Source organism: Polaromonas sp. CF318, assembly GCF_000282655.1.
Lineage (GTDB): Bacteria > Pseudomonadota > Gammaproteobacteria > Burkholderiales > Burkholderiaceae_C > Polaromonas.
The window spans coordinates 22374-36295 of record NZ_AKIV01000074.1; the positions used below are offsets into that span (position 1 = coordinate 22374).

The window sequence follows — 13922 nt, forward strand, 5'->3', positions numbered from 1 at the left end:
CTGCGGCCGGGCGCGCTGCGGCGCGGCCCACCGGCAGCGGCCTCCCTGTCCGTCCAGACCGACGTGGATACCCAAGAGCTTCAGGCCTGGTTGCGGCTGACGCTTTCCCCCGGTGTAGGAAACGACACCGCGCGCAAGCTGCTGGCCGCTTTTGGCTCGGCGCAGGCCGTCTTTGGCCAGAGCGCGGCCACCCTCAGGCAACTCGGCACCGAAAAGCTGGCCAAAGCCATCCTCGAAGAGCCGCCGGCGCTGGCAGCCCAGTTGCAGCTCACCCTCGAATGGCTGCAGGCCGGCGACGACAGGCAGGTCGCCACGCTGGGCGACACCGCCTACCCGGCGGCCTTGCTCGACATCGAAGACCCGCCATTGATGCTTTACATGCTGGGCACGCTGGCCGGAAAGCCGGCGACAGCGCCCCACATCGCCATCGTGGGCAGCCGCAACCCGACGCCGCAGGGTGAAGCCAACGCCCGGCAGTTCGCCAAGGCCTTCGGCGGCGCCGGGCTTTGCGTGGTGTCGGGGCTGGCCCTGGGCGTTGACGGCGCGGCGCACGACGGCGCCCTGCTGGGCGGCGGCGAAACGATTGCGGTGGTAGGCACCGGCCTGGACAGGGTCTATCCCAAAAAACATCTTGCGCTGGCGCACCGGATCGCGCAGCAGGGCATGATCGTCAGCGAATTTCCCCTCGGCACGCCGCCGCTGGCGGCCAATTTCCCGCGGCGCAACCGCATCATTTCGGGCCTCTCCCGCGGCACCCTGGTCGTGGAGGCTGCGCTGCAATCGGGCTCGCTGATCACGGCTCGGCTGGCGGCCGAGCAGGGCAAGGAGGTCTTTGCGATTCCCGGCTCCATCCACTCGCCCCAGTCACGCGGCTGCCATGCGCTGATCAAGCAGGGCGCCAAGCTGGTGGAAGTAGCGCAGGATGTCCTGGAAGAGCTGGAGCTCTCCACCGCAGGCCGCGCGCCCGGCGGCGGTGATGTGGCGGCCGAGCCGCACGCCGCTGATCCGCTGGTCGCGGCCCTGGGCTTTGACCCCGTGAGCCTGGACGCCTTGCAGGCGCGCACCGGGCTGGACACCTCGCGGCTGCAGGCCGGCCTGCTGGAACTTGAACTGTGCGGGCAGGTGGTGCGCTTGCCGGGCGGGCTGTTCCAGCGTCTGGCCGCTGGTTAAGGTCCGTGGGGCCTGCGGATTTTCCGCGCACCGTGGACTCCGGCCGGAGGTTTGACACGGCCGGTGGCATCTGCGTTATATTGGGTGCATGTTTGAAGTACTGGTGTACGTCTACGAGAATTACTGGCAAGGTGACGCTTGCCCCGAACTCCACCGACTGAGCCGCAAACTCACCGCGGCGGGATTCGATGCCGAGGAAATCCAGGCAGCCCTGGTCTGGCTCGACGGCCTGAATGTCGCAGCCCAGGGCACGCAGATCAGCCTGCCGGCCAAAACCCCGCAGTCAAGTGGTGAATCCCCCGCAAGCTCTTCCGCCATTCAGCCGCAATCGGCCGCCAGCCTGCGTGTGTACTCCGTCGCCGAGCAGGACCATCTGGGCGCGCAAAGCCTGGGTTTTGTGAGCTTTCTTGAATCCTCCGGCGTGCTGCCGCCGCACATGCGCGAAATCGTCATAGACCGCGCCATGGCAGCCCCCGGCGACCCGGTGACGCTGGACGACCTCAAAATCATCGTCCTCATGGTGTACTGGAGTTTTGGCGAAGAGCCCGACGCGCTGGTGCTCGACGAACTGTGCGACGACACGGAGTTCCGCCTGGCCCACTGAACGCTGCACACCGCGTGCCGGCGGCCCGGCCCCGCGCGCCAGGGGCTCTTCCCCAATACGGAATTTAAAGGCCTAACCCAGCAGGCGCTCGGGGTTGGCGTCCAGCTTGGCCAGCGCGTCGCGTGTGGCGCGCACCGTCAGCGCCTCTTCTTCCGTCGGCACCAGCAAGCCCGCCTGCAGATAAGCGGCCAGGCGACGCGCCTGGATCAGGAAATTGCGGCCGTCGGCCGAAGCGAACAGGTGCAACTGCTTGCGGCCACTGCACCAGGCGAACTGCACATGGCTGACCTTGCCGTTGTGGTCCAGGCTGAACCAGGAACCCAGCTGCAATTCCTTGGCCCAGGCGCGCATGGCCTCCGTGGGGTGGCTGCCGCCGTCGGCGATCACCTCGATGTCGGTGGCGTCTATGCCTATCATGGTCACCAGGCTGTCGGTGTCCAGAGGCAGGTCCCCGACATCCTCATCGGACAGGTAATCCTCGAGGTTGGTCAGGCGCTTGGCCATGGCCTCCACCTTCTCCACGGGAATGGCGTCGGTCTTGGACATGAAGGCATCGGCCAGCGTGTCGCTGATGATTTTCAGGTGCCCGTCCTGGTCGGCGACACCCAGGCCCAGCATGGACATTCCCAGGCGCAGCAGCTGCAGCAGCTTGGGCAGGTCGGCGATGACACGCGCGCGGTCATTGCGGTTGGGTTTGGCGCTTGCCGCCCACACCAGATCGACGGCGGCCCGCTTGAGCGTGAGGGTCTCTTCATGCTGCGGGCCGTTCTTCATGGCGGCGATCGCCAGCACTTCGGCCCATACCTTGAACAGGAACTCGCGGATCTCATCGCGCACCGACATGTCATTGAGCATGTTGCGCATCTCAATGGTGTACTGGATGGTCATGGTCTCTTTTTGCTCGACCTGCTGGGCCACGCTCACCACGCGGGCGGCGTTGCCGTGCTCCGAAAGAAACCGGGACAGGAATTTGTCGAATTCATCGTAGACGAGCTGGAACACCCGGCGACCGGTTTCGGGGTATTGCTCGATCACCTGCACAACGCGTTTGATCTCGGCCTCCAGCACGCCGCCCGCCACCGTGACGTCGAAGCCGAGCACGCAGGAACCCATGCGGTCTATCAGCCGGCGCGCGGGATGCTGCAGGGACTCGAAGAACTCGGGCTCCGAGATCGCCACGCGCAGCACCGGCATCTGCAGGCGCGCGAACCAGACACGGATCACCGCGGGAATCCGGTCTTCCGCGAGGATGCTCTGGAACATCAGGGCCACGATTTCAATCGTCGCCTTTTCGGAGGAGGTGGACGCGGCCTCCTTGAGCTTGGTGGTACGTTCGCGCAAGACGCCGACGGCGTGGTCCACCTGCGCCTGGCCGTAGACCTGTCCCGGCGCATCCACCAGCAGCGTGCGTTCCCCGCCGGTTTCCTGCACGCGCTCCACGCTGGCCATGGCCTGCGCCAGCTGCGGCGAAGCCTGGCTGGGCCGCGTATCGTCGAAGCCCGCCGCCTGGTTTGACAGCAGTCGCTTGAGTTGCCCCATCACGCCCTGGGCGCGCATGCGCGCCCGGGCCAGGGGTGTGGTCGCGGTCTGCAGGCGGGTTTCATCGTACACCCCCTGGCCGGGACCGGTGGTGGCTTCCGGGCCTTTTTGCGCATTGGGCTGGCCGGTGTGGGCGCCGTTGCCGGAGCCGCCCTGGAAACTCGGGCCGCCCACGCCGCCGGAACCCGCCGCGCCAGTGCCCATAAATCGGCCGCCACCCTGCCCGCTCCGCGGACCGCCGCCAGCCGCCGCACCTGCCGCGCCTCGCGCAGCGCCACCGCTGCCGCCATAGGTGGATTCAGCGCCGCCGACCCTGGACGAAGCCACGCCGGAAGCACCTCCCCGGGCGACGCCGCCCCGGCCGCCACCCATGGCGCCCGGGCCGCGGCCGCCGGATAAGGACGGGCCTGCCCCTCCCGTGGATTCACCATAAGAAGGGGAAGCGTTGCTACCGCCAGCGCCGCCATAAGCCGCGCCGCCGACCATGCCGGACCCGGCCGGGTTGCCTTCGCCCTGCGGAGCTTTCCCTTTTTGCGCGTCGGGCGCTGTTTTGGCCGGGGCACCGGTGCCGGCGGCCGAGGGCGTGCGCTTGACCAGCGGCCTCAGGTCGATCTCGGCCATCACGCCCTGCTGCACCAGGAATTCGTTGGTGGCATGGTAGGTTTCGAGCAGGTGCTCGCCCATGTCCTTCTGGATGCCGCTCTGGACCGCGAGCCAGACCTCGCGCGGCAGGCCGGCCTTGCCCCATTGCTCCACCAGGTGCTGGGCGAGTACTTCGGGGCGCAGGATGTCCTGCTTGTGGAGTTCGGTGATCCCCTCCAGGTTCTGGATGCGCAAGCGAAGGTCGTTGAGCTCCCAGCTCGCGAAATCGAGCAGGCGCAAGGCCAGACGTGAGGCCAGGATCTTGTCCTCCATCACGTCGTTGTCCATCAGTTCGAATTTTCCGCTGTCCAGGAAGCGAGCCGGTGAATTGGCCGCGGGTATGGCCTGCGCGTTGGCCCAGGCGGCGGCGGTGCCGCGGACCCATGCATCGCCGCTTTTCTGGAAAGCCATCCAGCCGTCCCGCCGCTCCTGCATGTCGCGGGCGCTGCCCGGCTGGTCGACCAGCGCGGACAGCTTGTCTTGAATGGTTTTGGCCAGCACGGGCAATATCCGTGCTGCACGCTCCGTAAACAGCGCGCGAGCCTGCTCGACCAGAAGACTGTTATTTTTGTTGCTTGGCACGACCGCCCTGGGTGATTAGCCTATAGCTTACACCGTAGCCCCTGCGTTGGGGTCATTCGGATCTTCGCCTTTTTTGGCCGGCGCCTTGACCAGGTCTTCCCGCTTGATGCCCAGCCACATTGCGATGGCGGCGGCCACAAAAACCGAGGAATAAATACCGAACAGGATGCCTATGGTCAGGGCCAGGGCGAAGTAAAACAGCGTCGGGCCACCGAACAGCAACATGGACAACACCATGATCTGGGTCGAGCCGTGGGTGATGATGGTGCGGCTGATGGTGGAAGTGATCGCGTTGTCGATGATCTCTATGGTGTTCATCTTGCGGTAGCGGCGGAAGTTCTCGCGGATCCGGTCGAAGATCACCACCGACTCATTGACGGAATAGCCCAGCACCGCCAGCACGGCGGCCAGCACGGCCAGCGAAAACTCCCACTGGAAGAACGCGAAGAAGCCCAGGATGATGACAACGTCGTGCAAGTTCGCGATGATGGCCGCCACCGCATACTTCCATTCAAAACGGAAGGCCAGATAGACCATGATGCCGAACACCACCATGGCCAGCGCCTTCAACCCGTCATGGGCCAGTTCCTCGCCGACCTGCGGACCGACAAACTCGGTGCGGCGCAGCGTCACCTCGGGGCCGGCCGCTTTCAGGGCCGCCAGCACCTTGTCGCTTTGCTGGGCGGTGCTCACGCCCTTTTGCGCCGGCAGACGGATCATCACGTCGCGCGAGGTGCCGAAGTTCTGCACCTGCACGTCGGCAAAGCCAAGGCCGGCCACGGTGTCGCGGATTTTGCCGACATCGGCGGCCTGGGTGTAGTTCACCTCCATCAGGGTGCCGCCGGTGAACTCCACCGACAGGTGCAGGCCGCGCGTGATCAGGAAGAAGACGGCCAGCGCGAAGGTCGCAAAACTGATGACATTAAAAATCAGGGCATGCCGCATGAACGGGATGTCGCGCCGGATTTTGAAGAATTCCATCTGGGGTCCTTGGGAAACTCGGGGAGAGGAAAGGCCGGGGTTACTTGGCCGCCACGGCGCCGGACGCGGCAGGCCGCCACACGGTGCCGATGGAGACCGACTTGAGCTTTTTCTGGCGGCCGTACCAGAGGTTGACCAGGCCGCGCGAGAAAAACACCGCCGAGAACATGCTGGTCAAAATGCCGATGCAGTGCACCACCGCAAAGCCGCGCACCGGGCCGGAGCCGAAGGCCAGCAATGCCAGGCCGGCGATCAGCGTCGAGATGTTGGAGTCCAGGATGGTGGCCCAGGCCCGCTCGTAGCCCGCATGGATGGCCGCCTGCGGTGACGCCCCGCTGCGCAGCTCTTCACGCACACGCTCGTTGATCAGCACGTTGGAGTCGATGGCCATGCCCAGCGCCAGCGCCATGGCCGCCATGCCGGGCAAGGTCAGGGTCGCCTGCAGCATGGACAGCACCGCCACCAGCAGCAGCAGGTTGACGGCCAGCGCCAGGCCGGAGAACAGGCCGAACAGCATGTAATAGGCGGCCATGAAGGCGACGATCACGACAAAGCCCCAGGACACGCTGTGAAAGCCCTTGGAGATGTTGTCGGCACCCAGGGTCGGGCCAATGGTGCGCTCCTCGATGATTTCCATGGGCGCAGCCAGCGAGCCGGCGCGCAGCAGCAGCGCGAGGTCATTGGCTTCGACGACGCTCATGGAGCCGGAAATCTGGAAGCGGTTGCCGAGCTCGCCCTGGATGACGGGCGCGGTCAGCACTTCGCCCTTGCCTTTTTCGAACAGCAAAATGGCCATGCGCTTTTTGATGTTCTCGCGGCTGGTGTCGCGCATGATGCGCCCACCCTTGGCGTCGACCGTGAGGTCCACCTTGGGCTGCTGGTTCTGCGAGTCAAAGCCGGGTTGCGCATCCGTCAGGCTTTCGCCGGTCAGGATCACCTGCTTCTTGACGATCACCGCCTGGCCATTGCGCTCGAAGAAGCGCTCGTCACCGAAAGGAACGGCGCCGGTATTGTTCGCGGCGGCCCGGGCTTCGGCGCTGTCGTCCACCAGGCGCATTTCCAGCGTGGCGGTGCGGCCCAGGATGTCCTTGGCCTTGGCCGTGTCCTGCACGCCGGGCAGCTGCACCACGATGCGGTCTATGCCTTGCTGCTGGATCACCGGCTCGGCCACGCCCAGCTCATTGATACGGTTGTGCAGGGTCACAATGTTCTGCTTGAGCGCCTGGTCCTGGATGCGGCGCGCGGCTTCGGGCTTGATGGAGGCCGTCAGCTTGTACTCCGCGCCGTCCGGCGCATCAACGGTCTGCAGGTCGGCGAACTGGTCCTGGATCAACGCCTTGGTGGAGGCCAGGGTGGCGGAATCGCGCAACCTGATTTCAATGGTTTGCCCGTTGCGGCTGATGCCGCCGTGGCGGATGTTCTTTTCCCGCAAGGACAGGCGAATGTCGCCGGCCAGGGACTCGGTTCTCTTGGTCAGCGCCGCCTGCATGTCCACCTGCAGCATGAAGTGAACGCCGCCGCGCAGGTCCAGCCCCAGGTACATCGGGAAAGCGTGCAGCGAGGTCAACCAGGCGGGCGAGCGCGACAGCAGGTTGAGCGCGACCACGTAGGCCGGGTCGTTCGCGTCGGGCGAAAGGGCTTTCTGGATCGCGTCCTTGGCCTTGAGCTGCGTGTCGGTGTCACCGAAACGCGCCTTGATCGAACTGCCCTCGAGCGTGATGGCGTCGGCCGCGATGCTGGCATCCTTGAGGGCCTGCTCGACCTTGGCCAGCGTCGTGCTGTCGACCTTGATGGTGGATTTGCTGCTGGACACCTGAACAGCAGGCGCTTCGCCGAAGAAATTGGGCAGCGTGTACAAAGCCGCGATCAGCAGCGCGACCACGATGATGGCGTACTTCCAGGCCGGATAACGATTCATGGGAGGGCTGTTCCTGGTGGACAAATGAACAAAAGGGGCGCCCGCATCAGCAGCAGCCCCGATATACCGAAAATCCCTGTGAACCCTCACAGGGCCTTGAAGACTTACTTGGCTGTGCTGATCGCGCCCTTGGGCAGGACCTGGATGATGGCGCTGCGCTGCAGCTGCACTTCGACGCCGGGGGCCAGTTCCAGGGTCAGGTAGGCGTCGCCCAGCTTGGTCACCTTGCCGAGCAGGCCGCCGGCCGTCGCGACTTCATCGCCCTTGGCCAGCGCGTCGATCATGGCGCGGTGCTCTTTCTGCTTTTTCATCTGCGGGCGGATCATGACGAAATACAGCACCACAAACATCAGCACCAGGGGCAGCATACCCGTCAGCGAGGACATCATGTCACCACCGGCGGCTGCAGCGGGAGCGGTTTGGGCAAAGGCGGAAGAAATGAACACGGCTAACTCCACAACATAAAAAAACACTGGCGCGCGCAATCCAGCACGGACAGCGCGCAGAGCCCACGATTGTATGCGGCGGGGCAGCCGCACAAGGAGGTAACTGGCGCGCTCCAGGGGCTTTTCAAGCCGGGTTTACGCGCAAGGGGCCACCGCAGGCATGGCTGCGGGGCCAACTTCTCGGGGAAAGGCCGGGGCCGGGGCGGCCCCGGGCTCAGGCCGCTTTCCGCTGGACGGTAGATCCGAGGCTACGAAAGGCTTGCATCAAGGCGGCCCACTGCGGGCGAGCGGCGGCCAGGTGGCGTGCCTTGACATGGCCATACCCCTTGATCATTTCGGGAATCCGGGCGATTTCCAGCGCCGTGGCGTGGTTTTCAGCCGTCAGCCCCGCCAGCACTTCCTGCAGGCTGGCCTTGTATTCCTCGATCAGGGCTCGCTCCGTGCGCCGCTCTTCGGTGCGGCCGAACACATCCAGCGGCGTGCCGCGCAAGCCCTTGAGGCGGGCCAGCAGCTTGAACGCGCCCAGCATCCAGGGTCCGAACTGCTTTTTCTGCAGCTCGCCCTTGTCGTTTTTGGACGCGATCAAGGGCGGCGCCAGGTGGTAGTGCAGTTTGAAGTCGCCTTCAAACATGGCGTTGACCTTGCCCAGGAAGGCCGTGTCGGTGTGCAGGCGCGCCACTTCGTACTCGTCCTTGTAGGCCATCAGCTTGAACAGGTAGCGCGCCACGGCTTCTGTCAGCGTCGTCTTGCCCAGCACCGCCTCGGCACCCCGGACTTGTTCAACAAAGGACTGATAGGCCTGGGCGTAGGCGGCATTCTGGTAGGCCGTGAGGAAGTCCACGCGCTTGGCCAGCATTTCGGCCAGGGCCGGTTTCTTCACGAATTCGATGACCTGAGCCGCCTTGAACAGCGCCTGCACCGAGGCCAGGTCATGCGCGCAGCGGCGGCCCCATTCAAAAGCCGCCTTGTTGTTGTCGACCTGCACGCCATTGAGCTCGATGGCCCGCATCAGCGCGGCATGCGACAGCGGCACACGCCCTTTTTGCCAGGCAAAGCCCAGCATCAGCGGGTTGGTGTAAATCGAGTCGCCCACCAGTTGCACCGCCACCTGCTCGGCATCGAAGCTGCCCAGCAAGTCAGCGCCCACTGCGGAAGTCACGGCGCTTTCGCAGTTGCCACCGGGAAACTGCCAAGCCGGGTTCTTCACAAAGGCTGCCGTCGGCGTGCCGTGCGAATTCATGGCCACATAGGTGCGGCCCGGCTGCATGACGGTCAGCGTGTATTTGCTGGCGGCCACGATGGGGTCGCAGCCTATGACCAGGTCGGCCTTGGCGGTGTCCACCTTGGTGGTGTAAATCGCCTCGGGCCGGTTGGCGATCTGGATGTGGCTCCAGGTGGCGCCGCCTTTTTGCGCCAGGCCGCCCGCGTCCTGCGTGACCACGCCCTTACCTTCCATGTGGGCCGCCATGCCCAGCAGCTGGCCTATGGTGATGACGCCGGTGCCGCCCACGCCGCCCACCACGATGCCCCAGGCGTGTTCGGCCACGGGCAGGACGGGTTCGGGAACCGGTGGCAGGCTGGAGAGGCCGCCCTTCTTTTCTTTTTTCGGTTTCTTCAGCTGCCCGCCCTCGACGGTGATGAAGCTGGGGCAAAAGCCCTTCACGCAGGAGTAATCCTTGTTGCAGGTGTTCTGGTTGATGCGGCGCTTGCGGCCGAATTCGGTTTCCAGCGGCTCCACCGACAGGCAGTTGGACTGCACCGAGCAGTCGCCGCAACCCTCGCAGACCAGTTCGTTGATGACAACGCGCTTTTCCGGGTCGGCCATGGTGCCCCGTTTGCGGCGCCGGCGTTTTTCGGTCGCGCAGGTCTGGTCGTAAATGATGGCGGTCGTGCCCTTGAGTTCGCGGAACTCGCGTTGGAGCTTGTCGAGTTCGTCGCGGTGGAAGACCTCGACGCCAGGCGGCAGGTCGTTGAGCAGCTCGGCATGGCCGACACGTGCCGCGCTGCTATCCACGGTATGCGTGCGGCCGTGGTATTTCTCGGGCTCGTCGGTGACCACGACCAGCTTGACCACGCCCTCGGCCCGCAGGCTGTGTGCAATCTGCGCCACCGAATGGCCCTCGGGCCGCTCGCCGACCTGCTGGCCGCCCGTCATGGCGACCGCGTCGTTGTAGAGAATCTTGTAGGTGATGTTCACGCCCGAGGCGATGGCCTGGCGTATCGCCAGCAGCCCGCTGTGGAAGTAGGTGCCGTCGCCGAGGTTGGCAAAGATATGCTGGTCGGTGGTGAAGGCCGCCTGGCCCACCCAGGTCACGCCTTCACCGCCCATCTGCGTGAAAGTGGAGGTGGAGCGGTCCATCCAGGTCGCCATGTAATGGCAGCCTATGCCGGCCACGGCGCGCGAGCCTTCGGGCACGCGCGTGCTGGTGTTGTGCGGGCAGCCGCTGCAAAACCAGGGCGCGCGCTCGCCGGTATCGGCCTTGGCTTCGGCCAGGGCCCGTTCGCGCGCCTCGATCACGGCCAGGCGCTCGTCCATGCGCGAGGCCACATCGGCCGGCACGCCCAGTTTTTTCAGGCGCTTGGCGATCGCCTTGGCGATGATGGCCGGCGTCAGGTCGGCCTTGGCACGCAGCAGCCAGTTGTCGCTGGGGTTGGAGCGGCCCCATTCGCCGCCCGACTGGTCGCCTTCGGGCTCGTCGAACTTGCCCAGCACATTGGGCCGCACGTCGGCGCGCCAGTTGTAAAGCTCTTCCTTGAGCTGGTATTCGATGACCTGGCGCTTTTCCTCGACCACCAGGATTTCCTGCAGGCCCTCGGCGAAGTCGCGAGTGATGGTGGCCTCCAGCGGCCAGACCACATTGACCTTGTGCAGGCGTATGCCCAGTTGGTGGCAGGTTTGTTCATCCAGCCCGAGGTCGGCCAGGGCCTGGCGCGTATCGTTGAAGGCCTTGCCGCTGGCGATCAGGCCGAAGCGGTCCTTGGGGCCGGCGATGACGTTGTAATTGAGCTTGTTGGCGCGGATGTACGCGAGCGCCGCATACCATTTGTAGTCCATCAGCCGGGCTTCCTGCTCCAGCGGCGCGTCAGGCCAGCGAATGTGCAGGCCGCCGGGCGGCATTTCGAAATCCTCGGGGAGGATGATCTTGACGCGATCGGGGTCGACCAGGATGGAACTCGACGACTCCACGACTTCCTGGATGGTTTTCATGCCCGACCAGACGCCCGAAAAACGGCTCATGGCAAACGCATGCAGGCCCATGTCCAGGATGTCCTGCACATTGGACGGGAAAAACACCGGCAGGCCGCAGGCCTTGAAGATGTGGTCGCTCTGGTGGGCGGCGGTGGAGCTCTTGGAGACATGGTCGTCGCCGGCAATCGCGATCACGCCGCCGTGTTTCGCGGTGCCCGCCATGTTGGCGTGCTTGAAGACATCCGAGCAGCGGTCCACGCCCGGGCCCTTGCCGTACCAGATGCCGAACACGCCGTCGAATTTTTTGCTTTGCGGGTACAGGTCCAGTTGCTGGGTGCCCCAGACGGCGGTGGCGCCCAGTTCCTCGTTGACGCCGGGCTGGAACACGATGTTCTGCGCGGCCAGGTGTTTTTTGGCGGCCCACAGCGCCTGGTCATAACCACCCAGCGGCGAGCCGCGGTAGCCGCTGACAAAACCCGCCGTGTTCAGGCCCTCGATGGCGTCGCGCGTGCGCTGCAGCATGGGCAGGCGGACCAGCGCCTGGACGCCGCTCATGAAAGCGCGGCCACGCCCTAAGGAATATTTATCGTCGAGCGTGACGGTTTCCAGGGCCTTGCGGATGTGTTCAGGTAGGGGGGCGTTCATGTTCGTGGGTCTCCAGGACTGTTTTTAGTACCGCCTCGTGGGCAGGCTGCAAAAGGCTTAAGCCCGGTTAGGGCCGGCCCTCTATATGCATGCAAAGTGTATGCCGCCGGCCCTGATATGTCTTTGCTTTGTTTGCCCTATTTAGCCTACTTCCAGAAAGAATCTTGCTGCAAAATGGCAAATATGGAAACATTAGACAAGTTTGACATCGCCATCCTGAATGAGTTGCAGCGCGACGCGCGGCTGACCAACACCGAACTGGCCTCGCGCGTGGGCCTGTCGGCCGCGCCCTGCTGGCGGCGCGTGCGGGCACTCGAAGAATCGGGCTTTATCACCGGCTACCGGGCCGAGATCAACCGCCACAAGATAGGGCTGGGGGTGCTGGCTTTTGTGCGGCTGGACGCCGATCGCAACAGCGGCGACGCCACGCGCCAGCTTGAGGAAGCCATCAAGAAGCTGCCGGAAATCGTGTCCTGCCACTACATCAGCGGCACCGGCACTTTTGAACTGCAGGTGGTGGCACAGGACCTGGAGGCCTTCAGCAAGTTCGCGCTGCAAAACCTGATCAACCTGCCCAATGTGAAGGACCTGCACACCAGTTTTTCCCTGGGGGAGGTCAAGGCCAGCAGCGCGCTGCCGCTGGGGCATCTGGCCTGAATGACTGAAGGCGTTACTTGTCGGTTTTGACCAGGTTGCCGTCCACCGTGATGTACCACATGCCTTCAGCCCCGTACGCGACGATGGTGTGGCAACGGGAGGGGGAAGAAGAGGTGCAGAGTAAAAACTGCGCCAGCCCGTCCGAGGTGCTGTTTTTGAAAAACCAGGACGACCACCACTTGAAGCGAATCGGCTTGTTTGCCCCGTCGGACTTGGTAGCAACGAGGTAGGCCGCCAATCCTTTCTCGGCCAGCGGAAACATTTCCGAAGAGACGATGCGATAGGCGCCCACGCCGACGCTGGCGGCATACGCGGCAAGAATGCCGAAAATCCAGGCGATAACTTTTGCTTTTGGGCTCATGGGATATGGGGTTGACCACGGCGCTCACAACCCTTGATGGCGTTAAGCGGCGGAGGAACAGCGGACTTCAGTACCATGTTAGCTTGCCTTCAGAAGAAAGCGCCCTTTTTAAATGAGGGCGCCCTTGCACCGTGGCAACGCTCCTTCCTCTGTTGCTCTCATCCCAGTTGCCCATGGAGACCGCCATGACGAAATTCCGAAATATCTTTTGCGCCCTTTGCCTGGCACCATTGACATTCGCGCCTGCCTGGCTGATGGCCCAGCCAATGGCCAATTCAGGCGCAGGACCCGAGGCACTGCCCATGCGCAACCTGCAGATCGAAGTGCGGCAGGCCGGTAGCAGCCTGCGCTCCCAGAGTGCCCTGGGCGCGCAGGGCGGGATCGTGCTGCAGCCGGGCCGCTCGGGCGCCAATGCCCACATCACAGCCCAGGACAGCCAGCGCAGCGACACGCGCGACCTGGTGCAGCGGGTGCTGGTGCTCAACGGCCGCCCCGCCAACATCAACCTGGGCAACAGCCAGCCGCTGCGGCTGGTGCAGGGGCGCCAGGCCGCCACCGTGTTCATCGATGCCAACAGCGGGTTTTCGGCCCGCCCGCTCTGGTACGGCGGCGACAGCGTCGAGCTGGAACTGGCCGCGGGGCAGGCCAGCCGCACGGGCTCATCGCCGCTCGCGCCATTGTCCTCATCGTCCACCAGCACGTCGCTGAGCGTGCGCCTCGGGGAATGGGTCACCGTGGCGGAGTCTGACGACGCGAGCGCCGGCAGCAGCAGCGGCATCGCCGACAGCCGGCAATCCACCCGGCGGGATGGGATGCGGGTGGAAGTCCGCCTCTCTGTGCGCTAAAAGAAAGTTCAGTCGCGCACGCAGCGCGCCACCAGGGGCAACAGCGGATAACGCAACACCGCCTCGCGCCCGCTGGCGCCCAGGCCGAATTCGGCCCGCATGCGCGGATTGCTGTAAACCGTCTGCCGCGGCCCCTCGCCGCCGGCGTCACGCTGCAGCAGGTCCTGACCGCCGGGGCCCTCCAGCACCGCCGTGTCGTCGATGAATTTGACGCGGAACTCTATGCCGTGCTCGCAGCGGTACAGCGGGCCGTCGGCCTGCCAGTTGCCGCCGGCGCAGCCGCCCAATACCGCCGCGGCCAGCAGCGCCGCACAGATGTTCCATGGCTTGGTCATGATGGCT

General features: G+C 64.8%; 11 protein-coding genes. 4 read left to right on the forward strand and 7 right to left on the reverse strand.

Going from position 1 to position 13922, the window contains the following annotated elements; all coding sequences use genetic code 11:
- Positions 1–63: 63 nt before the first annotated feature.
- Together dprA and PMI15_RS14140 are read left to right on the forward strand one after the other, a co-directional pair.
- On the forward strand, positions 64–1170 hold the full coding sequence (gene dprA, locus PMI15_RS14135) for a DNA-processing protein DprA (protein ID WP_007870076.1): 1107 nt from the start codon (positions 64–66) through the stop codon (positions 1168–1170).
- A gap of 88 nt (positions 1171–1258) precedes the next feature.
- Entirely contained in the window at positions 1259–1774 is a 516-nt protein-coding gene (locus PMI15_RS14140) for a DUF494 domain-containing protein (protein ID WP_007870078.1), read from the forward strand.
- 72 nt (positions 1775–1846) lie between these two features.
- Here the strand turns inward: PMI15_RS14140 and PMI15_RS24835 are convergent, their stop codons facing one another.
- The 5 genes from PMI15_RS24835 to PMI15_RS14165 form a co-directional block, all read right to left on the reverse strand.
- The gene (locus PMI15_RS24835) at positions 1847–4537 is read right to left on the reverse strand and encodes a DUF1631 family protein (protein ID WP_007870081.1); all 2691 of its coding nucleotides are present in this window, start codon (positions 4535–4537) and stop codon (positions 1847–1849) included.
- A 27-nt stretch (positions 4538–4564) separates the two neighbouring features.
- Complete coding sequence (gene secF, locus PMI15_RS14150) at positions 4565–5518, reverse strand: protein translocase subunit SecF (protein WP_007870084.1); 954 nt, start codon at positions 5516–5518, stop codon at positions 4565–4567.
- Between the two features lie 40 nt (positions 5519–5558).
- The gene (gene secD / locus PMI15_RS14155) at positions 5559–7436 is read right to left on the reverse strand and encodes a protein translocase subunit SecD (RefSeq protein ID WP_007870087.1); all 1878 of its coding nucleotides are present in this window, start codon (positions 7434–7436) and stop codon (positions 5559–5561) included.
- A gap of 104 nt (positions 7437–7540) precedes the next feature.
- Complete coding sequence (gene yajC / locus PMI15_RS14160; protein WP_036839126.1) at positions 7541–7882, reverse strand: preprotein translocase subunit YajC; 342 nt, start codon at positions 7880–7882, stop codon at positions 7541–7543.
- Between the two features lie 214 nt (positions 7883–8096).
- Positions 8097–11717 carry an indolepyruvate ferredoxin oxidoreductase family protein gene (locus tag PMI15_RS14165; protein WP_007870091.1) on the reverse strand — a complete coding sequence of 1207 codons (3621 nt, stop codon included), beginning with the start codon at positions 11715–11717 and terminating at the stop codon, positions 8097–8099.
- A 183-nt stretch (positions 11718–11900) separates the two neighbouring features.
- Between PMI15_RS14165 and PMI15_RS14170 the strand changes: the two genes are divergently transcribed.
- Positions 11901–12374 (forward strand): Lrp/AsnC family transcriptional regulator, encoded by a 474-nt coding sequence (locus tag PMI15_RS14170; protein WP_007870093.1) that lies wholly within the window; start codon positions 11901–11903, stop codon positions 12372–12374.
- Positions 12375–12387: 13 nt separating this feature from the next.
- On the opposite strand, the gene PMI15_RS14175 is transcribed toward PMI15_RS14170, so the two are convergent.
- Positions 12388–12735, reverse strand: coding sequence for a hypothetical protein (locus tag PMI15_RS14175; protein WP_007870095.1), 348 nt, complete (start codon positions 12733–12735; stop codon positions 12388–12390).
- A 185-nt stretch (positions 12736–12920) separates the two neighbouring features.
- On the opposite strand from PMI15_RS14175, the gene PMI15_RS14180 reads away from it, so the two are divergent.
- Entirely contained in the window at positions 12921–13580 is a 660-nt protein-coding gene (locus tag PMI15_RS14180; protein WP_157214627.1) for a hypothetical protein, read from the forward strand.
- A gap of 8 nt (positions 13581–13588) precedes the next feature.
- Here PMI15_RS14180 and PMI15_RS14185 read toward each other — a convergent pair whose 3' ends face one another.
- On the reverse strand, positions 13589–13915 hold the full coding sequence (locus PMI15_RS14185; protein WP_007870101.1) for a hypothetical protein: 327 nt from the start codon (positions 13913–13915) through the stop codon (positions 13589–13591).
- Positions 13916–13922 lie beyond the last annotated feature (7 nt).